This window comes from Mesorhizobium kowhaii (assembly GCF_003253745.1).
Taxonomy (GTDB): domain Bacteria; phylum Pseudomonadota; class Alphaproteobacteria; order Rhizobiales; family Rhizobiaceae; genus Mesorhizobium; species Mesorhizobium kowhaii.
This window is the reverse complement of sequence record NZ_MZXV01000027.1, coordinates 172547-193220: the sequence shown is the minus strand read 5'-3', so window position 1 is coordinate 193220 and position 20674 is coordinate 172547. Positions and strand designations below refer to the sequence as shown.

The following is a 20674-nucleotide window of genomic DNA, read 5'->3' as shown; positions in this document are numbered from 1 at the left end:
CTTACCCCTTCATCGCAATGATGCGCCGCGCGGCGTTCAGGCCGGGTGCGCCGGAGACGCCGCCACCGGGATGCGAACCCGCGCCGGCCAGGAACAGCCCTTCGAGCGGTGTGTCATAGCCCGACCAGCCGGACACCGGTCGCGAGATCAGCATCTGGTCGGCCTGCAATTCGCCGTGGTGCCAGTGGCCGCCCGGCATCCGGTAGCGCGTTTCGATGTCGGTCGGCGTCAGAAGCTCGGCGTGGACAATGCTCTTGCCGATGCCAGGCGCATAGGCCTCGAGCTGCGCCATGATCGCCTTGAGGAATTTCGGCTTGCCGGCATGCCAGCCCTCTTTCAGCGCGTAGGGCGCGTATTGCACGACCGCCGACAGCACGCAGGCGCCGCTGGGCGCGAGCGACGGGTCCGCAAGGCTGGGCAGCGTGACCTCCATCACCGGCTCGGGCGAGAACTCGCCATATTTGGAGGGGTTGAAAGCGCGCTCGACGTGGTCGGGCGAGGGGGCGATGACCAGCCGGCCCTTGTGGCCGGCGGCATCGACATCGGTGAATTGCGGCGGCCGGTCGAGCGCCAGATTGAGCTTGGCCGCATCGCCCTTCATACGAATGTTTTTCACCTTGCGGACAAAGCCGGTGTTGATCTCGCGCGGCCCGACAAGGTCGAGGAAAGTGGTCGCCGGATTGATGGCCGAGACGATCGTCCTGGCGTGCAGCACCTTGCCATTGTCGAGCGCGACACCGACGGCGCGACCGTTCTCGACGATGATCTTCGCCACCGGCGCCGATATGCGGATGGCAACGCCGGCCTTCTCCGCCGAGGCGCGGATAGCCGCGACAACCGCGCCCATGCCGCCTTGCGGCAGTATCTGCGCGCCGGCCGCACCGCCGGTCTCGCCGGCCAGCCGGTAATAGAGACCGAGCAACGAGGTTGGCGAGCGTGGACCGAGATGGCTGCCAAGCGTAGCATCGAAGGCGAGCAGGCCTTTCAGCCTGATATCGGCAAGCTGCTCGTCGAGCAGGTCGGCAACGTTCATCAGGAGCACGCGCAGGAAGTCGCGCATGTCTTCCTTGCCGAGTTTTTTCAGCGCCAGCGCGGTCTGGCCGAGGGAGGCAGTATCGAGCAACGACATGCCGGCGAGATCGGGCGGGCGGCCGGAAAGGAACGGCTTCAATATGCCGGCATAGCGCAGCAGCTGCGCGCGCAATTCCTTCCAGGCCGACTGCTCGGACGAGCTGGCGCCGGTCAGCACCTCGCCATAGGCGCCATGCAGGACCAGCGGCGGGCCATCCCTGGACAGTGCAACCGACGGCATGAAGTTGGCGCGCGCGAATTGCAGCCCGTGCTTGTCCAGCTCCAGCGTCTTCATCACATCGGGATGCAGCCTGTTCAGCAGATGGGCGATTGACGAGACACGAAAGCCCGGCGCGAATTCCTCGGTGCGCGCGGCGCCACCGACTTCGCTTCCGGCTTCCAGCACCAGCACCTTGCGGCCGGCTCTCGCCAGCGCGGCTGCGGCGACGAGGCCGTTGTGACCGCCGCCAATGACGATAGCATCAGATGACGTCATGGGCAGGGCTCATATGCGAGGTCGACTTGGCGAGGTCGCGCAGGATCTCGGCCGCGGCATTGCGGCCGGGCGCACCCATGACGCCGCCGCCGGGATGGGTCGAGGAGCCGCACATATAGAGGCCGCCGACCGGCGAGCGGTACTGCGCGTAACCCGGCACCGGCCGGTTGAACAAAAGCTGGTCGAAGGTCAGTTCGCCCTGGAAAATGTTGCCTTCGGTGAGGCCGACCTCGGCCTCGATGTCGCGCGGCGTGCGGACCTCCATGTGGACGATGCGATCGCGGAAGCCGGGTGAATATTCCGCGATCTGCGAAATCACGCTTTCGGCGAAGCCGTCGCGGTCGGCATCGGTCCATTCCGCCCCTGCGATCCTGGGTGGGGCGTATTGTACAAAGCAGCTCATGAAATGCTTGCCGGGCGGCGCCATGGTCGGGTCGAGCGTCGTTGGAATGACCATGTCGAGGAACGGATCGGCCGACCAGCGCCCGGCCTTCCAGTCGTCATAGGCGCGCTCCATGCGCTCCATCGAATCGGTGAAATGCATGTCGCCGCGATAGACCGGCGAATCCTTCGGCAGTGCCGGGAATTCCGGCAGCGAATCGAGTGCAATGTTGACCTTGCCGGACGAGCCGCGGATCTTGAAGTTCCTGACCCGGCGCAGGAAGATGTCGGGCAGTTCCTTTTCCTCGACCAGCTTCAGGAAGGTGCGCTTCACGTCGGCATTGGAGACGACGAGCTTGCCGTAAATCTCCTCGCCGCCGGCCAGCACCACGCCCTTGGCCTTGCCCCTGCCGACCAGCACATGGTCGACCTCGGCGCCGGTTCGGATGGTGCCGCCCGAGGCTTTAAACGATGCGGCCAGCGCCTTGGTCACAGCGCCCATGCCGCCGCGCGCATAACCCCAGGCGCCCACCGAGCCGTCGACCTCGCCCATATAGTGGTGCAGCAGCACGTAAGCAGTGCCTGGCGACATCGGCCCGAGCGCGGTGCCGATGATGCCGGACAAAGCGAAGTTCGCCTTGATCACGTCGGTCTCGAAATATTCGTCGAGGAACTCCGAGATCGACATCGTCCAGAAGCGCAGCGTCAGCGCCATTTCCTGAGCCGACAGGCCGGCGAATTTCTTGCCGAGATAGAGGAGTTCGCCGAGGTCGCGCGGCCGCAGGCTGGTCGGGTCGGGCGCGGTGCGCATCAACAGAGGCTGGATGAAGCGGCACTGCCGCGTCACGTCGCGGGCGTAGCGGTCATAGGCTTCGGCATCGCGCTTCGAGAAGCGGGCGAACTCGCGCCGGTGGGCATCGTGGTCGCGGTAGTTGGCGAGGTAGTCGCCGTCACGCGTGAATACCGCGCCGCCCTCATAGGAGATGACCTGCAGGCCGAAGCGCGGCAGTTCGAGGTCGCGCATGATCTCGGGGCGGAACAGCGAGCAGACATAGGAACAGTTGGAATAGAGGAAGCCCGGCGTCAATTCCCGGCTGGTGGCAGCACCGCCGACCCAGTCGTTCTTCTCGACCACCAGCACGTCGAGGCCGGCGCGCTGCAGATAGCAGGCGTTGACCAATCCGTTGTGTCCGCCGCCGATGATGATCGCATCCCAAGCTTTCATTTTGGCCCAGTCTTCATTCCGACCCGCTCTTCATTTTTGGGTGATCTGTTCCCGAATGCGCGGAATTTGGCACGGAAGCCGCCATTTTGTCCAGCCATATTGAATGAATGTTCAACAAATGGTGTTGCGTTTTGCCCTGTATGCGCTACGCTTTGCCGGCAATCGAAAATGCGCAAATCGGCTGAAGGGGCCGAGGTCCGATGATCGAAACGGCAGCTGCCGAGCCGGAGTATGACGACACCGCCATCCGCTTCCTCGAAGCGCTGTGGGGCGACGGCTACCTGTCGCCGGGCGGGCCGGACGAGGTCGACCTGGTGGTCGAAGGGCTCTCGCTCAAGGGCAAGACAATTCTCGACATCGGCTGCGGCTCCGGCGGCATCACGCTGCATCTGGTCGAGCGTCATGGCGCCGCCCACGCCACCGGCTTCGATGTCGAACAGCCGGTGATCGAGACGGCGAGCCGGCGCGCCGCCGCGCGTGGGCTCACGGATCGCGTCAGCTTCGTTCAGGCGCCGCCGGGACCGCTGCCTTTCGCCGACCATTCCTTCGATGCCGTCTTCTCGGCCGGGCGGCGTCTTTGCCGCCTCCAACTGGATGATCTCGCATGACGGCGAACCATCGCCTGAGATGAAGGCCTACGTCGCCGCCGAAGGCTTGTCCTTCGCCATGGCATCGCCCTCCCGCTATGCGCAGGCGATGCGCCGGGCCGGCTTTGCCGATGTCACCGTCAGGGACCGCAATCCCTGGTACCGCCACGTCGCGCGCGGCGAGTTGGAGAGGCTCAAAGGACCGCTCTATCCGACGGTCGCGGCCGTGGTCGGCGCCGCCTATGTCGACAAGAACATCCGAACCTGGGAAGCCATGCAGAAGGTGCTTGACAGTGGCGAGCACCGTCCCACTCATCTTCGCGGGTGGAAGCCGGATGCAAAGGGATAGCCGGCGATGCTGGAGACCATCACACGCATGAAGACGGCAGACGCCAGGGACCGCCTCCTTGAATCGGCGCGGAAAAGCGAATCCGAAAAGCGCGGCCGCAAGGCCTCGAAGGAGGTCAGGCAGCTTCAGCTCATCGAGGCGACAATCGATTCACTGGCCAAGCGCGGCTATTCGGAGACGACGATGGCCGATGTCGCCGACGGCGCGGGCCTGTCGCGCGGCATCGTCAATTTCCATTTCGAGAGCAAGGAAAAGCTGCTCATCGCGACCTTGCAGCATATGTATGACGAATACTCGACGCATTGGCGAAATGCCCTGCAGAAGGCAGGCGATGATCCCGCCCAACAGCTCCAGGCCCTGGTCGCGGCGGATTTCGACCGGTCGATCTGCAACAAGCGCAAGCTCGCCGCCTGGTGCGCCTTCTGGGGCGAGGCCAAGTCGCGGCCGACCTATCAGGCACTGAGCAGCGCCCGCGACGCCGTCTATCAGACCATCTTCATCGACCTGTGCGCGACGCTCAAACAGAGCGGCGACTATGCCTATGAGCCGCAAGTCATGGCGCTGGCGCTCAGCGCCATGCTGGAGGGGTTGTGGCTGCGGTTGATGATGGGCACCGAGGACACCACCCGCGAGACCGCCTTGCAGTCGGCAAACGAATTCCTGTCGGCGGCATTCCCCAAACACTACCCGTGGAAGGCGGCCGGCGCGACGAAACCATAAGAAAATCAGAACAAGACAGAGGATGGAACAGCAATGAAGACACTGATCCAAAGAATGACATTGGCCCGACGCCTGACATTGACCCTGGCACTGGCTGGAACATTGGCGGCGTCGGCCGCCGCACTGGCGATCGCCGCCGACAAGGACCTGATCGTGTTCGACTGGTCCGGCTATGAAGACTCGAGCTTCCACCCGAAATATGTCGAGAAGAACGGCGACTCGCCGACCTTCGCCTTCTTCGGCGACGAGGATGAGGCGTTCGAGAAGGTTCGCTCCGGCTTCAAGGCCGATCTCGGTCACCCCTGCTCGCAGAGTGTGGTGAAATGGCGCGAAGCCGGCCTGCTGCAGCCGCTCGACACGTCAAAGATCACGGGCTGGAAGGACCTCAATCCCGGCATCATGGCGATGAAGGATCTTGCCACCACGTCGGACGGCAAGGCCTGGTTCATGCCGTGGGACTGGGGCAACACGCAGCTCACCTACAATTCCGACAAGATCGACGCCAAGGACGTGCAGTCGCTGAAAGCCTTTGTCGATCCCAAGTTCAAGGGACGGGTGTCGATCGGCGACAATGTCGATGACGCCTACGCGCTTGCCAGTCTGGCCATCGGCCTGAAGGACTGGACCAAGATGACCGACGACCAGTTCAAGCAGGCGTCGGATTTCCTGCGCCAGGTGCACAAGAATGTGCGCTCCTACTGGACCGACACCACCGACGTCGTGCAACTGCTCAGCGGCGGCGAGGTCGACCTCGCCTGGGCATGGAATGACGCGACCGTGCAGTCGGTGGCGGCCGGCGTGCCGATCAAGCCCAAGAAAGACACCGACGAAGGGATCTCGACCTGGGTCTGCGGCTATGTGCTGTTCAAGGACGCGCCCGGCAATATCGACAAGGCCTATGACTATCTGAACGCGGTCAACGATCCGGAGACCGCCAAGGTGCTGGTCAAGGACTGGGGCTATGGCCAGGCCAACGCCAAGGGCATGGCTGGCGTCGATCCGGCGGTGCTGAAGGGAAAGGGCTATGACGACGTGCAGCAATTCCTCGACAAGACGCTGTTCCAGTCGCCGGTGCCGTCAGCCCTCAAGCTCAAGATGATCGCCGAATTCGAGAAGATCAAAGCCGGTTATTGAGCCCTGTCTCGACTGTCCGTCCGCCCGTCGACATGACGGGCGGACAGGCTCGCCAAAGCAGCCGAATTCTCCTAACCTCGCAGCAAGCTTTTTCGCGATGGGGGAGTTTCGCGCCATGAAGTCAGTGCTACGCCGCCTTGCTCTTGCCGCCGCATGTCTGATCGGTGCAGGCGCGGTCCATGCCTTGGCGGAAGGCGGTGGCGACCTCGTGGTGTTCGACTGGTCCGGCTACGAGGATCCGCTGCTACACCCCACCTACACCGCCAAATACGGCGCCGAGCCGACCTTCGCCTTCTTCGGCGACGAGGACGAAGCGTTCGAGAAGATGCGGGCTGGCTTCAAGGCCGATGTCGCCCACCCCTGTTCGCAAAGCGTGGTCAAGTGGCGCGAGGCCGGCATGCTGCAACCGCTCGACACATCGAGGATCCCCGGCTGGAAGGATCTCAATCCGGGCATCATGGCGATGAAGGATCTCGCCACCACGGCAGACGGCAAGGCCTGGTTCATGCCGTTCGACTGGGGCAACACCTCGCTGCTTTACCGCACCGACAAGGTGACACCAGAACAGGCGCAGTCACTCAGGATTTTTGCCGATCCCAAGTTCAAAGGCCGCGTCACCATCGGCGACAATGTCGACGACGCCTATGCGCTGGCGAGCCTCGTCATCGGCCTCAAGGACTGGACCAAGATGACCGATGCGCAGTTCCAGGAGGCCTCCGCCTTCCTGCGCGACGTGCACAAGAACATCCGCTTCTACTGGACCGACGACACCGACCTCAACCAGGCCTTTATCGGCAATGAGGTCGATCTGGTCTGGGGCTGGAACGAGACCTTCGTGACGCTGAAGGGGCAAGGCATGCCGATCGCCATGAACCGCGACACCAAGGAAGGCATTTCGACCTGGGTGTGCGGCTATGTGCTGATGAAGGATGCGCAGTTCCAGGAGGCCTCCGCCTTCCTGCGCGACGTGCACAAGAACATCCGCTTCTACTGGACCGACGACACCGACCTCAACCAGGCCTTTATCGGCAATGAGGTCGATCTGGTCTGGGGCTGGAACGAGACCTTCGTGACGCTGAAGGGCAAGGCATGCCGATCGCCATGAACCGCGACACCAAGGAAGGCATTTCGACCTGGGTGTGCGGCTATGTGCTGATGAAGGATGCGCCGGGCAAGCTCGACGAAGCCTATGATTTCCTGAGCGCCGTCAATGCACCCGCCGTGTCGGACTACATGGTCAAGACCTTTGGCTATGGCCATGGCAATGGCGCCGGCATGGCCGCTATCGACCACAAGGTGCTGGTCGACCGCGGCTTCGACAATCTCGACACGTTCCTCGACAAGACGCTGTTCCAGCAGCCGGTGGCGCCAGCGCTCAAGCAGCGCATGGTCGCCGAATTCGAGAAGATCAAGGCCGGCTATTGACGAGCGAACCGGAAAGAACCGACGTCGTCATCGTTGGCGCCGGCTTCACCGGCCTGTCGGCGGCGCTTGAGCTGAAGGCAGCCGGCATCGACTTTCTGCTGCTCGAGGCGCGCGACCGCGTCGGCGGACGCGTCGAGTCCAGACAGAACGGGCTTGGCGAGCGCATCGACAGCGGCGGCCAGTTCCTGTGCGAGGACATGCCGGAGCTGATGGCCCTGATCGAGGCGCGCGGCAAGACGCTGGTCGACGCTTATCTCGATGGCGACTTCGTCGCCCAGCCGGCGATGTCTGCCCGGGAGGCGGAGCGCACCTATGCCGGCTCGATGGCGATCCGCGACCGCATGAATGCGATCGCGCCTGATGATCCATCTATTGCCGGCCTGACCGTCGCCACATGGCTCGACGGCCAGAATGATCCCGACGACGCCAAGGCGGTGTTCCGCTCGATGATCGAAGGCCTGTGGTGCCAGGCTCTGGAAAAGCTGCCGTTGTGGCATTTGATCGACAATGACCGGCGCATCACCAATGAGGTGACGGAGCTGCAATATTTCGTACGCGAAACAATGCATTCACTGGCCGACGATCTGGCCGGCGATCTCGGCGACCGGCTGCGGTTGAGTGCAGCGGTTACGGTGATCGACCATGGGCCGGGAAGGGTTCGTCTCGCCTCGGCGGCGGGCACCATCGAGGCACGAACGGTGTTGATCGCCGTGCCGCCGACGATGGCCGCGAAACTGGATTTTGCGCCACCGCTGCCGGCTGGCCTGCAAGGATCCCTGGCGGTCTGGCAAAGCGGCGCGGTGATCAAGGTGCTGGTGCGCTACCCCACCGCCTTCTGGCGTGACCGCGGCCTGAGCGGCATGGTGATGTGGCGGGATTTGCCTGGCCTTTTCGCTTGTGATGTCAGCAAGGACGACGATCACGCGGCGCTGGTCGTCTTCGTCGGTGGGCCGCTCGCCTTGCGCTGGCGCGAACTCGGCGATGCGGCCCTGCGCGCCGAAGTAACGGAAAGGCTGGTCGAGGCCTTGGGTTCCGAGGCGGCAAAACTGGTCGATCTCAGCTATCGCGACTGGACCGATGATCGCTGGAGCGGCGGCGCCTACAGCGATCTCATCATCGATGCAACGGCGACCGACGCCGAGCGCACGCTTCTCACCGGCGCGCCGCCGGTGTATTTCGCCAGTTCAGAACTGTCGCCGTCATTTCCAGGCTATGTCGAGGGCGCCATCGTCGCCGGGCGCATCGCGGCGCGCAAGATCATGGCCGATCTTCAATCAGCCATCGCCACCAGAGCCTCGGGATCGTAGGCAAGGCGGATCGAGGTGCCGACGGGGATGTCATCGGCGCCGAAATCGTTGGTCTCGGTCACCGAGAGCGGCTTTTCCAGGCCCGGTATCTCGACGATCAGATGGGTGATCTCGCCGAAATAGTGGCGTTCGACCACCTTGCCGGCGACCTCGAACTTGGCTGTCGCATTGTCCCACAGCACGCGTAGGCGCTCCGGCCGAATGCCGAGCGTGGCGCCGCCACCATTGCGCACGAAGGCCTTGGGCTTATCGGTCTTGACGCGGCCGAAACCCAGCGTGTCGACAACCAGCGAAGCGCCGTTCTCTTCGACGATCTCAGCCTTGACGAAATTCATGCCGCCGAGGAAGTCGGCAACCTGGCGGTTGACCGGCCGTTGGTAGATTTCCTTGGGCGAGGCGACCTGCGCGATCCTGCCGCCGAACATCACGGCGATGCGGTCGGACATGGCGAGCGCCTCGTACTGGTCGTGGGTGACCAGTACGAAGGTGATGCCGACGGCCTGCTGCAGGCGGCGCAGCTCGACCTGCATCTGCTCGCGCAGCTTCTTGTCGAGCGCCGACAGCGGCTCGTCGAGCAGCAGCACCTTGGGCCGCATGACCAGCGCACGGGCGAGCGCCACGCGCTGCCGCTGGCCGCCGGAAAGTTCTGTTGCCAGGCGCTTGCCGAGGCCTGTCAAAGACACCTGCGCCAACGCTTCCTCGACGCGGCGTTTCTCCTCGCCGCCCTGCAGCTTGAGCCGCTTCAGCCCGTAGGCAACGTTTTGCTCGACATTGAGATGCGGGAAGATCGCATAGCTCTGGAACACCATGTTGGTCGGCCGGCGATTGGCCGGGATGCCTTCCATCGGCTGGCCGCCGACCGAGATCGAGCCGCTGGTCGGATTGTCGAAGCCGGCGATCATGCGCAACAGCGTGGTCTTGCCGCAGCCGGATGGGCCAAGCAGCGAGAAGAACTCGCCCTCCCTGATGGTCAAGGAGGCGTCGTCGAGCGCCTTGAACGCGCCATAGCTGCGGGTGACGCTGCGGATCTCGATCATCGCTCGTTCAGGCCTGGACCGGTCTTCCTGACGCTCGACTTGCGGCTGCTCAGGCATAGAGGCCTCCCTCGTTCTGGGTGCGTCTGGTCGCGCGGCGACGCAGGATTTCGGCGACGGTCATCAACAGGAAAGAGGCAACCAGAAGCAGCGTGCCCAACGCCAGCACGCCGGGCAATTTCGCCGCGAAGCGCAACTGGCCCCAGATGTAGATCGGCAGCGTCGCCTCGGTGCCGGTGAGGAAGAAGGCGATGATAAACTCGTCCAGCGAAATGGTGAAGCAGACCAGCAGGCTGGAGATGATCGCCGGCGCCACCATCGGCAGCGTCACCCGCCGGAAGGTGCCGAAGGCGCTCTCGCCGAGATCGGAGGAGGCTTCCTCCAGGCTGCGGTCGAAGCCCTCGAAGCCGGAGGTCAGCACCGTCATCGAATAGGGGATGCAGACCAGGACATGGCCGAGCACGACGGTGAACAGCGACAGGCTCAAGCCAAGCTGCAGCATCACCAGAAGCATCGAGATGGCGACGATCACTTCCGGCAGAACCAACGGCGCCATGATCAGGCCATTGATGGTGCGGCGGCCGGGGTAGCGGTAGCGGGTGATCGAGCGGGCGGCGAGGATGCCGAGCACGGTGGAGAGAATCGCGGCCGAGACACCGACGATCAGGCTGTTCCAGGCGGCGTCGAGCAGAGCCGGGGTGCGGGGCAGGTCCTCGTACCAATGCAAGGTGAAGCCGGAGAGCGGGAACTTCGGCGTCGCCGCCGTGTTGATCGAGAAGATCGGCAGGAAGATGACCGGCAGGTAGAGAAACACGACGTAGAGGAACGCGTAGGCGGCCAGCCAGCCGCTGGACAGGAAACGCCGCACCGCCGTCATCGTGCCAGCCTCTGCAGGGCGCGGATGATGAGCACCGTGGCGCCCGCCATAAGCGTCACGATCAGCATGGTGGTGACGGACAGGGCCGCGCCCAACGGCCAGTTTGAAGCCTTGCCGAACTGCGCCTGGATGGCATTGGCGATCATGACGCCGTCCTTGCCGCCGACAAGCTTCGGCGTGACATAGTCGCCGACGGTCGGGATCATGACTATCAGCGCCGCAGAAATCACGCCCGGCGCCGTCAGCGGCAATGTCACGCGCAGGAAGGACCGCAGCGGGCCGTCGCCGAGATCGGTGGCTGCTTCGACCAGCGTGCGGTCGACCTTTTCCAGCGAGACGAAGATCGGCAGGATGGCGAAGGCTGCCCAGGCATGGGTCAGCGTGATGATGACGGCGCTCGAATTGTAGAGCAGCGCGGTCGACGGCTCGTCGATGATGCCGAGGCCCATCAGGCCGGAATTCAGGACGCCGTTGTAGCCGAGAATGACCTTCCACGACATGACGCGCAAGAGATAGCTGGTCCAGAACGGGATGGTGATGAGGAACAGCCACAGGCTCTTGTGGCGACCGCCATGAAAAGAAATGAAGTAGGCGATCGGATAGGCCAGCAGGACGGTGAACAGACTGACCGTCAGCGAGATGTAGAGCGAGCGCCACAAAAGATCGCGGTAGATCGGCTCGGTCAGCGCGATGCGGTAGTTTTCCAGCGTGAAGGTGCGGTCGATGGTCAGGTAGTTCTGCGTCCAGAAGGAGTGCGCAATGACCACCAGGATCGGCAGGACGAGAAGGATCAGCGCGTAGAGAAAGGTCGGGCTGATCAGGGCAAAGCCCTGTACGGGTTCGGATTGCAGAAGGGCATTTCGTCTGGCCCGCGTCATACGCAACAGGGGCGACCCTTCCGCCGCTGCCGTCATTGCAGGACTCCGGGTGTAATCTTGGTTGCTGGCCTGGACTGTCCCGCCATGCGGCTCCCATTGTGTTGGCGCCGGCTTCTTGTTCCCAATTTTGTTTTGGAGCGCGATCGAACGCAAAACCGGTGACCACTTTTGCTGATCGCGCTCCTAGCTTGCCGGCTTTCTTTCATCATGCGCGCATCCGCGGATTGAAATCAAGCGCTATTTCTGCGATATTGATTGAACGGACATTCAAAATTGAGGGAAGAAAGCCGCCATTTCCGGCATTTTCCGCTGAATTTCATGCCCGAGAAAAATCGACGAGATGATTGGAGGCGATTGTGGCTGCTGCGAGAGATCTGAGAGCGACCGAGACGGCCGATATCGGCGATGTCGATGCCGTCGAACTGGCCAAGCGTCATCTCATCCAGCCCTGGCCGTTCGCCGGTTCGGTCGGTGCCGAAGCGCGCGCGCTGATCGGCGAAGGCGACGGCATCTACATCACCGACAGCACCGGCAAGCGGCTGATCGATGGGCCTGCCGGCATGTGGTGCGTCAATGTCGGCCACCGCCGCGAGGAACTCGCCAAGGTGATGTACGACCAGGCGATGGCGCTGTCCTACAACACGCCCTGGTACACGATGAACGCGCCGTCGGCGGAACTTGCCAAGCGCATCGCCGGCCATGCGCCAGGCGATCTCAGCCACGTCTTCTATACCACCGGCGGCTCCTCGGCCGTCGAGACGGCGCTGCGCTTCATGCAGTTCTACAACAATGTGCGCGGCCGACCGGAGAAGAAGCTGATCCTGAGCCGGGGCGGCGCCTATCACGGCTCGACCTATCTGTCGGCCTCGCTCAACGGCCGTCCGCGCGACCGCGACTGGATGGACGGCGCCGACGAGCTGGTGATCAAGCTGTCTTCGCCCGATCCGTTCCGCCGCCCTCACGGCATGAGCTTTGCCGCCTTCACCGATTTCCTCGTCGATCAGTTCCGCGACACGGTCGCCCGTGTCGGCGCTGACAAGATCGGCGCTTTTGTCGGCGAGCCGGTGCAGGCATCCGGTGGCGTCATCGTGCCGCCCGACGGCTACCTCAAGCGCATCCGCGAGATCTGCCGCGACAACGACATCCTCTATGTTTCCGACGAGGTGGTGACGGCCTTCGGCCGGCTTGGCCATGTCTTTGCCTCGGGCGACGTGTTCGGCATCGATCCTGACATGATCACCTTCGCCAAGGGCGTCACCTCGGGCTATTTCCCGCTCGGCGGTGTCATCATCTCGGAACGGCTGCTGGAAGAGCTGCGGCGGTCGAACCATCCCGACGCGATGTTCGGCCACGGCCTGACCTACACCAGCCACCCCGTCGGCTGCGCCGTGGCGCTGAAGAACCTCGACCTGCTGGAAGAAGGCGTGCTTGCCCATACACAGGACGTCGCGCCCTATTTCCAGGCGCAGCTGAAGACGCTGGAAGAGCTGCCGCTGGTCGGCGAGGTGCGTGGCCTGGGGCTGATGGGCTGCGTCGAATGCGTGGCCGATCGCGAAAGCAAGGATCCGCTGCAGCTAGACAAGGATGTCGGCAAGCGCATCGATGCCCATTGCCATGAACTCGGCCTGCTGGTCCGGCCGCTGATCAACATGTGCGTGATGTCGCCGCCACTGATCATCACGCGCGAGCAGATCGACGACATGGTCGGCATCTTGCGCGAGGGCATTTCGCGCACGATGGATGATTTGCGGAAAGAAGGCGTGTGGCGGGGGTAGCTTCCTTCTCCCCTATTGACGGGGAGAGGGGTCGACGGTTTCGCAAATTACCAACGTCGCCCCTAAGACCGCGACCTGAGCGCGTCGTTCAGATTCCACATGTCCTTCTCCTCGGGCGCGGTCTCCAGACCCAGAACCGGCAGCATCTTGCGCAGATGGTCGTGATGCGTGCGCACGCCATATTCGAGGTCCGAGAGATAAAAACCCTCGAACGCCTCGGACAGCATGGATTCGTTCGACCACACGGAAAGCTGGACGTCCTCCGACATCGTGTCGCGGTCGATGCGGAAGGAGAGGTAGCGGGCAGCGGCCTGCTCGCGGCTTTCGCCGCGGTAGCGGTAGATGGCGCCGCGCAGCAGGGTTTGCCCGGTCGACAGCGGAAACTCCTGATAGAACTGCACCGATTCCGGCATCACCGAAATGACCGCATTGGGGAAGATGCCGTAATAGACCCATGCCTTCTTCAAATAGTCGGGCAGATGCGTCGGCTCGGGCGCGATCTTGACATAGTTCTTGACGCTCCAGCGGCGGCCGGCATGCGGGTTGTAGGTGGCGAAGGAGCGCGACACACCGTTGATGAAGGGCTCGTCGAAATAGGTGGCGCCATAGAGATCCTGCAGCGCGGGATGCGCCATGGCGACGTGATAGCCCTCATTGTCGACATCGCGCACCGACTTCCAGTTGACCGGCGTCTTCTGTGTCCAGATGCCCCAGGAGGGCACCATGTCGGCGGCGTTGTAATGCGCGAATTCGGGCTCGATCGGCTTCATCAGCTCGGCGACCGAAGGCTGCGGCCCACCATTGCGGAAGCGGATGAAGATGAAGCCCATCCAGACTTCCAGATCGAGCGGCATCAAGCCGAATTCGGTCTTGTCGAGATCGGGGAAAGAGCGCGGGCGCGCGGCACCGCGTAGCGTGCCGTCGAGATTGTAGACCCAGCCATGGAACGGGCATACCAGCGCGTTCTTGCAATTGCCCTGGCTGTCGGCAACGACGCGGCTGCCGCGGTGGCGGCACATGTTGTTGAAGCCGCGCACGACGCCGTCCTTGCCGCGCACGATCAAAGCGCGTTCGCCGACCACGTCCATGGTCAGGTAATCGCCGGCATTCGGGATGTCCGAGACATGACCGACGATCTGCCAGTGGTTGCGAAAGACGTGCTCCTTCTCCAACTCGAGAAGGGCATCGGAATGGTAACTCCAGCCCGGTAGTCCCCGCCGGTCCCAATCGTTGGGGATCGCCACGTCACGGAGGTGCGGGTTCATAAACGTCTCTTCTTTTTGTTGAATACTCATTCAATAAAAGCATATTTTTCATTGAAATGCAATGGCTTGTGAAAATCCAACAGTTTCTAGGACTGAATCTTGATGTCGCCTGGAGCCAAAATCTGCGCGGCTGTCGGCCCGGAAAATCCCGGAGAATCCGGGTGTTAGTTACGTTTTCAGGGACACTGTCCCGGCACGACTTTGCGAGGCAGACGGAGCGGTGGACAAAGCGCCTTGCAGGGGCCGGAACGGGCTTGCCGGTCGTCGGTTTGGGCCGCGCTGCGGCGGCGCTTGGCCAGAGCAATCAGGGTCGGAATCGGGCGAAGACTCATTCTTCGAGGGATGTTCGAAACGCTGTGACCGGTTTTGCCCGATTCTGCCCGAAATACTGTTTCAGGGCGGTTACATTGTCAGACTTGCACCACCCTAACCCGGTTACACAGTGCGGCTAAGTTCGTTTCATCACCAAAAAGAAACTCAACGAAGGGAACGACGATGTATGCGAAAGTCCAGACGGCCCGTGGTGAGCGCGTCTTCCAGGCTCCTGAGCGCGATGACCGCCGCCCGAAACTGGCGCTGCGCCAGCGCGCCAGCGACCATCCCATGGCGATGTTCATGGTGCTGGCTGCTTGCGCCTTCATCGGCATGGCGTTCGCGCCGACAGTTGGGCCGGCCTTCGCTTCGCTGAATCCGCCAGCCAACCTCGTTGACGGTGCGCAGACGACGACAAGGACTGCGCGTCTGCCGATGCCGTCGACCGACTTCGCCTGCAAGGGCCAGGCCTGGGGCGCCGAGAGCATGGATTGCCTGCGCGCCATCGCTCAGCAGTCAGGAGCGCACAAGATCCGCGCGATCCGCATGATCGCCAATGCCGCGCCGTTGACCGGCACGCCGAACGTTTTCTGATTTTTGTCGAAGCCTGATCCCGAAACCGGTTCCCATCTCGGGATCATGCTCTGACCTCCCCGAGCGCTCCCTCCAGCGCGCTCTTCTTCGGCCCCCTGCCACGAGCCCGGCTGGGGGCCTCTTTTTTATCCTTTCAATGCCGCCTGTTCGGCAATGGCGGACAGCACGCTGCGTACATCCAGCGTGCTGAACGGCTTTTCCAGGATCTGCGGCCGCTGCTGCGCCGGCAAGGCCTCGATCTCTGCTTTCGCGCCGATCAGATCGCCGGTGACCAGCACGAAACGCTGCGCCAGGTCAGACCTTTCGGCGAGCAGCTCGCGGTAGATCGACATGCCGCTGATGCCGGGCATGCGCAGGTCCGAAAAGACGATGTCGGGCGGCATGTGGCCGCCCAGGGTGGCGGCGCCCGATTCCCAGACAGGTGCAATCCGCGACTTGATGCCCATCAATTCGAGAATATCGGAGAGCGAGCCGGCGACATCCGGCTCGTCGTCGATGATCAAGGCATGGCGCAAGCCGCTCGAGCGCGGCTGGTTCTCGCCGGCGCTGGCGGCGCCGGCCGCAATGGCCGGCATCTGGACCACGAAACGCGCCCCTCTCGGCAGCACTTCCTCGAACCAGACATTGCCATTGTGGCGCTCGATGATCGATTTCGAGATCGACAGGCCGATGCCCGTGCCGACGCCGACCGGCTTGGTGGTGAAATAGGATTCGAAGATGCGGCTGCGGATCGCTTCCGGCACACCGGGGCCATTGTCCTCGACCGAGAAGCAGGGGTTGCCCCGGTCGCCGCGGAACGTCCGCACCTTGATCAGCCGGTCGCCGGCGACGCCGGCCAAAGCATGCTGGCTGTTGATGAGGAAGTTGGCCGCCACCTGCGTCACATGGTCGGCGTCGGCCATGGCCAGCAGCGGGCCGGCGGCGAAATCGGTGTCGATGATGATGCCGCTTGATCGCGCGCCATAGGCGGTCACCTCGAGGGCTGCGCGGATCACCTGGTTGAGATCGGTCTCGGCTTGGGCTGCGGGATGAAGGCGGACCATCGACAGGAAACTCTTGACGATGCGGCCGCAGCGCTCGGCGGCGGCGCGCACTTTCTCGGCACGCACCTTGGTCTGCGGATCGGAGGCGAATTCGTGCAGCAGCGTCGATTGCGCCACCACCACGGCCAGCGGGTTGTTGAGCTCATGCGAGACGCCGGCCAGCAACGAACCCATCGCCGCCATCTTCTCGTTCTGGTGCAGCTTCTCGCGCTGGCGACCGATCTCCTCCTCGGCGCGCAATTTGTCGCGCAGGTCGCGGATCGAGCCGAAGATGAGGCGGCGGTCGGCGACCCGCATCTCGGTTGCCGTCAGCTCGATCGGGAACACTTCGCCGGCGGCGTTCTGGGTCACTGTCTCCAGCCGCTGGCCGACCATCGGCGCGCCGCGGCCGGACATGTATTCGGCCCCCGACGAATAGCCCTTGCGGTAGTATTCCGGCACGACGGTGTCGAGCAGGTCCTTGCCGAGGATATCGCTGCGCAGGTAGCCGAACATCTTTTCGGCGGCCGGGTTGAACTCGATGATCGAGCCGGTCTCGTCGATGACGATGATGGCATCGAGCGAGGCTTGCAGCATGGTGCGGCGAATGACCTCGCTGGCATGGGCGTCGGAGGGCGATCGTTCGATGGCGTCGCCGATGGCGAGCGCGATGATGTGCAGCGTCGCTTCTTCCTCATCGGTCCACTCGCGCTCGTCGACGCAGTCATTGACCGCCAGCGTGCCCCACAGATGGCCATGCGCGAAGACCGACACCGACAGGAACGACTTGATGTTCTGCTTTTCGAAGTCGGTTCTCAGGAAGCCTTCGAGATTGCGCGTATGCCCGGCGAAGATCTTGCCTTGCCGTTCATCCTCGGCCACCCGCTCCAGCAACGGGTCCGAATTGACGACCGACTGCATGATGACGGTTGGGGATGCCAGTTCTCCGCCGAAGTCGGGGTCGATCCAGTAGGCGGCGACCGACTGGGCGAAGCCCTGGCCGGGCAGCTCGCGCAAGCGAAACAGGATGCCGCGCTGGCATTCCATGGCACGGCAGAGCGTTTCCAGGATGCCCTCCATCTCGCGCTGCCAGTCGCCGGCCTCACGCAGCCGGCGAACGACGCGCACGGCCGCCATCGCCGCGCCCTGCCTGAGCCCTTGCATATTCGTGCTTGCTGCTTCAGCGGTCATCGTCTGCCGTCTTTCCAGAGTCGTGCCAATTTCGATCGGCTCGCAACGGCCGCGAAACCGAACCCTCTGGCCTCGGTGCTCAGTTGCTGTCGCCGGTCGGCAGCGAGAAGATATAGCCTTCCCCGCGCACCGTGCGCAGGAATTTCGGATTGGCCGGGTCCGTCTCGATCTTCTTGCGCAGCCGCATGATGCGAATGTCGACCGCGCGCGACGATTCCGGGTCTTCGGTGAAGCCGATCGCCTCGGAGATCGCGGCGCGGGTCAGCAGCCGGTTGGCGCGGGTCAGGAAAACCTCCAGCACGTCGAATTCGCTCTTGGCCATGTCGATCACCGAGCCATTGGCGCCGGTGACCAGCCTGCCGTCGAGATCGGCCTGGAAAGGGCCAAAGACAACGGAACGGCGATCCGTCGCGGCCTTTTTGCCCTGAAGCTCCTGCGGCTGGGGAACCCGGCGCAGCACGCTGCGGACCCTTGCCAGCACTTCGCGCAATTCGTAGGGCTTGACGATGTAGTCGTCGGCGCCGAGCTCCAGCCCGACGATGCGGTCGAGCGCGGTGCCGGCGGCGGTCGCGTAGATTATGCCGATCGGCAGCCGCGAACGCAGCCAGCGGCCGAGCGACAGGCCATCCTCGCCCGGCATGGCGATGTCGAGGATGGCGAGATGAAACGACTGCGTTTCAACGAGGCTGCGCGCGGCGGCCGCACTTTCAGCGGTGACCACGTCATAGCCGGCGGCGCCCAGATATTCGGCGACCGCGTCCCTTAGGTCGGGCTCGTCCTCGACGATGACAATTCTTCCCCGCACGATGCCTTCGCTCCCACTTTCAGTGGAAAGTAGATTGGGTATAAACATGATGTCCAGCACTCATATCCGGTTGCCAAGAAACGGTTGGAGAATATATGGCCGCACGATCCGTCATTGCGCTCGTTTCGGTCGCCGAAGTGGTCGCGACCGAACTCGCCGACCATCTCGAGCGGCGTGGCCACGATGTGCATCAGGCGCGGCAGCCATGGGAGGCTGAATCGCTGCTGTCGGGAAAGGGCATCGACGTCGTCGTCGTCGGCGACAGCCTCAGCCAGGCGGACGGGCGGGACCTGCTCAAGCGTCATGGTGGCGAGGGCGGGCCGGATTTCATCCTGATCTGCCGGCCGGCCGATCTCGTCGACAAGGTGCTGGCGCTCGAGCTTGGTGCGGCCGACGTCGTCGAGAGCCCGCTCAATGTCAGGGAACTCGCCGCTCGTGTCGGCGGCCTGCTTTCGCGGCGCGGCAGGGGCACCCAGGAACTGATCGTGCTGGAGAACGCGACCGTCGATTTGAGATCGGCCATGGTCATGCATCGCTCCGGCACAGAAGAGCAGCTTTCGCCCGGTCAGGTGGCGCTGCTCAGGCTGTTCCTGGCCAGTCCGCGCAAGGTGCTGACGCGTGACGATATCATTGCCGCGGCACCGGCCGAGAACGCCGACGCCTTCGATCGCTCGATCGATTCGCGCATCGTGCGGCTGCGCCGCAAGCTCGATACCGACACCATCACCACCATACGCGGCGCCGGCTATCGGTTCGATCCGCCGCAGCAATTCGCCGACTGACGGCTGGGCACTGACGCCATCTCTTCGTTCGAGCATCGGAGTTTCCACCTGGGGTCCGATGCTCCTGACGCTCAGCGCACCACCAGCATCGACGGACCCGATGGCATGTCATTGCCCATGTTGAGTTCGCTCGCATGGGCGCGGTCCCTGAGCAGGACGGTGGCAACGCCGGCAAAGCCGAGCAGGCCCTGCGCGTAGAGCAGTGCAGAAAGCACCGAAGCGGCAAATTTCGTGTTCATCGTATCAGTTCCCCAAATGTTGCAGGTCGCTTCAGGATACTCCCGAAGTGCCCGCGCCGCTCACGGAGCCCCCCGCAGCGGCGCGGGCCTTCGGTCCTCTCGGCAGCAAGTTGCCGGAGGGGCCGCGCACTCCCGTCAGCTTAAGACCGACCCGCCAGAGGGCCTTGAGCCGAGCGATGCGCAGGCTGGAAACAATCCAGACCGTGGCAAAAAACAGTGCGGCATGCAGTGTCGAAATCTCGCCTGACGTCATCGCGCCGAGCCTTGCCAGAGGGTTGCCGGCAACCGTGCCGACGCCGCCGATGACCGCTGCCGCGATGCTGATCCTGAGAACCCAGGACAGTGCGTTCGATTTCGTTTCCATTTTCGTTACCGGCTGTTTTCGTTGCGTCAACTTTGCTTGCGGCCCGTATCCGGATCATGCCGCTTGGAGTCGCGCATTGTTGCCGATTGGTTTCGAGATCGATGACCTTTGTTTCGTATGCAGGAATTCGCACTTTCGTTTAGGGGAAAATACCCATGTTCGTGATTCTGGCCTCGTCAGCAAGCTGCATCTGATCCCCATTCTCGGCTCCGTCAGCGGCTCCTTCTTGTTAACCAGAGGAAACAGAATCGAAACACAAACGAGCATTTCACGAAATCTCGTCGAAACATGACGTTGGGATAAGCAGCCATCGAATTGGAGCCGGCCAAGCCCGGCAGAGAGAGGGGATATCATCATGCATACCGCCATTTCCGCAAAGCTCATCAACGTCGCCGCCGCCGCCCTGACCGGTGCGGCACTGCTGTTCGGCGCCGGCTCTGGCGCCGCCCATGCCGCCAACAAGATCGTGGCGCGCGTTTCGCTTTCACAGCAGGTCATGGAGGTCTCGGTCGATGGTCGGCCGGCCTTCGCCTGGAAGGTTTCCACCGGCGATGGGGCCCATGTGACGCCGACCGGCTCGTTCAAGCCTACGCGCATGCATGAGATGTGGTATTCGAAGAAGTACGACAACGCGCCGATGCCGCATTCGGTCTTCTTCAGCGGCGGCTATGCGGTGCATGCCACCAATGCGATCAAGCGCCTCGGCCAGCCGGCTTCGCATGGCTGCGTGCGGCTGCATCCCGACAATGCCGCCGATTTCTATCAGCTTGTCGAAATGTTCGGGCCGACCAACACCAGCATCGTCATCGTCAAGTAGCAGGCTGTGGAACGGGCCGGCCAA

Annotated in this window: 21 protein-coding genes; 12 read left to right on the top strand and 9 right to left on the bottom strand. The window is 63.2% G+C overall.

What is annotated here, in order from left to right; all coding sequences use genetic code 11:
* Position 1 precedes the first annotated feature (1 nt).
* The gene (locus tag B5V02_RS11930; RefSeq protein ID WP_111544387.1) at positions 2-1567 is read right to left on the bottom strand and encodes a phytoene desaturase family protein; all 1566 of its coding nucleotides are present in this window, start codon (positions 1565-1567) and stop codon (positions 2-4) included.
* The gene (locus B5V02_RS11925; protein WP_111544386.1) at positions 1554-3173 is read right to left on the bottom strand and encodes a phytoene desaturase family protein; all 1620 of its coding nucleotides are present in this window, start codon (positions 3171-3173) and stop codon (positions 1554-1556) included. Before B5V02_RS11925 ends, B5V02_RS11930 begins: the two co-directional genes overlap by 14 nt.
* A 200-nt stretch (positions 3174-3373) precedes the next feature.
* On the opposite strand from B5V02_RS11925, the gene B5V02_RS42645 reads away from it, so the two are divergent.
* From B5V02_RS42645 to B5V02_RS11895, 7 genes are all read left to right on the top strand, one after another.
* Positions 3374-3781, top strand: coding sequence for a class I SAM-dependent methyltransferase (locus B5V02_RS42645; protein ID WP_245445874.1), 408 nt, complete (start codon positions 3374-3376; stop codon positions 3779-3781).
* Positions 3723-4109 carry a hypothetical protein gene (locus B5V02_RS42640; protein ID WP_245445895.1) on the top strand — a complete coding sequence of 129 codons (387 nt, stop codon included), beginning with the start codon at positions 3723-3725 and terminating at the stop codon, positions 4107-4109. The genes B5V02_RS42645 and B5V02_RS42640 overlap by 59 nt, the downstream gene beginning before the upstream one ends.
* A gap of 6 nt (positions 4110-4115) precedes the next feature.
* Entirely contained in the window at positions 4116-4829 is a 714-nt protein-coding gene (gene betI / locus B5V02_RS11915; RefSeq protein ID WP_111544385.1) for a transcriptional regulator BetI, read from the top strand.
* 33 nt (positions 4830-4862) lie between these two features.
* Positions 4863-5963, top strand: a complete 1101-nt coding sequence (locus B5V02_RS11910; protein WP_245445872.1) for an ABC transporter substrate-binding protein — start codon at positions 4863-4865, stop codon at positions 5961-5963.
* 115 nt (positions 5964-6078) lie between these two features.
* Positions 6079-7068: an extracellular solute-binding protein gene (locus B5V02_RS11905; RefSeq protein WP_245445870.1), complete on the top strand. Its 990-nt coding sequence runs from the start codon at positions 6079-6081 to the stop codon at positions 7066-7068.
* A complete protein-coding gene (locus tag B5V02_RS11900) occupies positions 7053-7388 on the top strand; it encodes a hypothetical protein (RefSeq protein ID WP_245445868.1) in 336 nt (111 codons plus the stop codon). Before B5V02_RS11905 ends, B5V02_RS11900 begins: the two co-directional genes overlap by 16 nt.
* Positions 7385-8695: a flavin monoamine oxidase family protein gene (locus tag B5V02_RS11895; protein ID WP_111544384.1), complete on the top strand. Its 1311-nt coding sequence runs from the start codon at positions 7385-7387 to the stop codon at positions 8693-8695. Before B5V02_RS11900 ends, B5V02_RS11895 begins: the two co-directional genes overlap by 4 nt.
* Here the strand turns inward: B5V02_RS11895 and B5V02_RS11890 are convergent.
* The 3 genes from B5V02_RS11890 to B5V02_RS11880 are packed head-to-tail and all read right to left on the bottom strand — an operon-like array spanning position 8659 to position 11520.
* Positions 8659-9732, bottom strand: a complete 1074-nt coding sequence (locus tag B5V02_RS11890) for an ABC transporter ATP-binding protein (RefSeq protein WP_111544383.1) — start codon at positions 9730-9732, stop codon at positions 8659-8661. The two genes, B5V02_RS11895 and B5V02_RS11890, sit on opposite strands and share 37 nt — an antisense overlap.
* Before the next feature lie 49 nt (positions 9733-9781).
* The gene (locus B5V02_RS11885; RefSeq protein WP_111544382.1) at positions 9782-10606 is read right to left on the bottom strand and encodes an ABC transporter permease; all 825 of its coding nucleotides are present in this window, start codon (positions 10604-10606) and stop codon (positions 9782-9784) included.
* On the bottom strand, positions 10603-11520 hold the full coding sequence (locus B5V02_RS11880; protein WP_111544381.1) for an ABC transporter permease: 918 nt from the start codon (positions 11518-11520) through the stop codon (positions 10603-10605). The genes B5V02_RS11885 and B5V02_RS11880 overlap by 4 nt, the downstream gene beginning before the upstream one ends.
* Positions 11521-11840: 320 nt before the next feature.
* On the opposite strand from B5V02_RS11880, the gene B5V02_RS11875 reads away from it, so the two are divergent.
* The gene (locus tag B5V02_RS11875; RefSeq protein ID WP_111544535.1) at positions 11841-13259 is read left to right on the top strand and encodes an aminotransferase; all 1419 of its coding nucleotides are present in this window, start codon (positions 11841-11843) and stop codon (positions 13257-13259) included.
* A gap of 62 nt (positions 13260-13321) precedes the next feature.
* Here the strand turns inward: B5V02_RS11875 and B5V02_RS11870 are convergent, their stop codons facing one another.
* Complete coding sequence (locus B5V02_RS11870; protein WP_111544380.1) at positions 13322-14524, bottom strand: aromatic ring-hydroxylating oxygenase subunit alpha; 1203 nt, start codon at positions 14522-14524, stop codon at positions 13322-13324.
* A 495-nt stretch (positions 14525-15019) separates the two neighbouring features.
* On the opposite strand from B5V02_RS11870, the gene B5V02_RS11865 reads away from it, so the two are divergent.
* Complete coding sequence (locus B5V02_RS11865; protein WP_111544379.1) at positions 15020-15430, top strand: hypothetical protein; 411 nt, start codon at positions 15020-15022, stop codon at positions 15428-15430.
* Positions 15431-15555: 125 nt separating this feature from the next.
* Here the strand turns inward: B5V02_RS11865 and B5V02_RS11860 are convergent, their stop codons facing one another.
* On the bottom strand, positions 15556-17643 hold the full coding sequence (locus tag B5V02_RS11860) for a PAS domain S-box protein (protein WP_167458466.1): 2088 nt from the start codon (positions 17641-17643) through the stop codon (positions 15556-15558).
* A 79-nt stretch (positions 17644-17722) separates the two neighbouring features.
* Positions 17723-18496, bottom strand: coding sequence for a response regulator (locus B5V02_RS11855; protein WP_208647071.1), 774 nt, complete (start codon positions 18494-18496; stop codon positions 17723-17725).
* A 47-nt stretch (positions 18497-18543) separates the two neighbouring features.
* Here B5V02_RS11855 and B5V02_RS11850 point away from each other — a divergent pair, with 47 nt between their 5' ends.
* Positions 18544-19230 (top strand): response regulator transcription factor, encoded by a 687-nt coding sequence (locus tag B5V02_RS11850; RefSeq protein WP_111544378.1) that lies wholly within the window; start codon positions 18544-18546, stop codon positions 19228-19230.
* A 71-nt stretch (positions 19231-19301) separates the two neighbouring features.
* On the opposite strand, the gene B5V02_RS11845 is transcribed toward B5V02_RS11850, so the two are convergent.
* On the bottom strand, positions 19302-19469 hold the full coding sequence (locus B5V02_RS11845) for a hypothetical protein (protein WP_111544377.1): 168 nt from the start codon (positions 19467-19469) through the stop codon (positions 19302-19304).
* Positions 19470-19645: 176 nt separating this feature from the next.
* On the opposite strand from B5V02_RS11845, the gene B5V02_RS40560 reads away from it, so the two are divergent.
* Together B5V02_RS40560 and B5V02_RS11835 are read left to right on the top strand one after the other, a co-directional pair.
* Positions 19646-20125, top strand: a complete 480-nt coding sequence (locus tag B5V02_RS40560; protein ID WP_167458464.1) for a hypothetical protein — start codon at positions 19646-19648, stop codon at positions 20123-20125.
* A gap of 63 nt (positions 20126-20188) precedes the next feature.
* Positions 20189-20650: a L,D-transpeptidase gene (locus B5V02_RS11835; protein WP_095089260.1), complete on the top strand. Its 462-nt coding sequence runs from the start codon at positions 20189-20191 to the stop codon at positions 20648-20650.
* Positions 20651-20674: the final 24 nt, after the last annotated feature.

Coding starts and splice junctions, on each gene's coding strand:
- B5V02_RS11930 (WP_111544387.1), bottom strand. CDS start 1,567: ATGACGTCATCTGATGCTATCGTCATTGGCGGCGGTCACAACGGCCTC.
- B5V02_RS11925 (WP_111544386.1), bottom strand. CDS start 3,173: ATGAAAGCTTGGGATGCGATCATCATCGGCGGCGGACACAACGGATTG.
- B5V02_RS42645 (WP_245445874.1), top strand. CDS start 3,374: ATGATCGAAACGGCAGCTGCCGAGCCGGAGTATGACGACACCGCCATC.
- B5V02_RS42640 (WP_245445895.1), top strand. CDS start 3,723: ATGCCGTCTTCTCGGCCGGGCGGCGTCTTTGCCGCCTCCAACTGGATG.
- betI (WP_111544385.1), top strand. CDS start 4,116: ATGCTGGAGACCATCACACGCATGAAGACGGCAGACGCCAGGGACCGC.
- B5V02_RS11910 (WP_245445872.1), top strand. CDS start 4,863: ATGAAGACACTGATCCAAAGAATGACATTGGCCCGACGCCTGACATTG.
- B5V02_RS11905 (WP_245445870.1), top strand. CDS start 6,079: ATGAAGTCAGTGCTACGCCGCCTTGCTCTTGCCGCCGCATGTCTGATC.
- B5V02_RS11900 (WP_245445868.1), top strand. CDS start 7,053: ATGCCGATCGCCATGAACCGCGACACCAAGGAAGGCATTTCGACCTGG.
- B5V02_RS11890 (WP_111544383.1), bottom strand. CDS start 9,732: ATGATCGAGATCCGCAGCGTCACCCGCAGCTATGGCGCGTTCAAGGCG.
- B5V02_RS11885 (WP_111544382.1), bottom strand. CDS start 10,606: ATGACGGCGGTGCGGCGTTTCCTGTCCAGCGGCTGGCTGGCCGCCTAC.
- B5V02_RS11880 (WP_111544381.1), bottom strand. CDS start 11,520: ATGACGGCAGCGGCGGAAGGGTCGCCCCTGTTGCGTATGACGCGGGCC.
- B5V02_RS11870 (WP_111544380.1), bottom strand. CDS start 14,524: ATGAACCCGCACCTCCGTGACGTGGCGATCCCCAACGATTGGGACCGG.
- B5V02_RS11865 (WP_111544379.1), top strand. CDS start 15,020: ATGTATGCGAAAGTCCAGACGGCCCGTGGTGAGCGCGTCTTCCAGGCT.
- B5V02_RS11860 (WP_167458466.1), bottom strand. CDS start 17,643: ATGACCGCTGAAGCAGCAAGCACGAATATGCAAGGGCTCAGGCAGGGC.
- B5V02_RS11855 (WP_208647071.1), bottom strand. CDS start 18,496: ATGTTTATACCCAATCTACTTTCCACTGAAAGTGGGAGCGAAGGCATC.
- B5V02_RS11850 (WP_111544378.1), top strand. CDS start 18,544: ATGGCCGCACGATCCGTCATTGCGCTCGTTTCGGTCGCCGAAGTGGTC.
- B5V02_RS11845 (WP_111544377.1), bottom strand. CDS start 19,469: ATGAACACGAAATTTGCCGCTTCGGTGCTTTCTGCACTGCTCTACGCG.
- B5V02_RS40560 (WP_167458464.1), top strand. CDS start 19,646: ATGCGCAGGCTGGAAACAATCCAGACCGTGGCAAAAAACAGTGCGGCA.
- B5V02_RS11835 (WP_095089260.1), top strand. CDS start 20,189: ATGCATACCGCCATTTCCGCAAAGCTCATCAACGTCGCCGCCGCCGCC.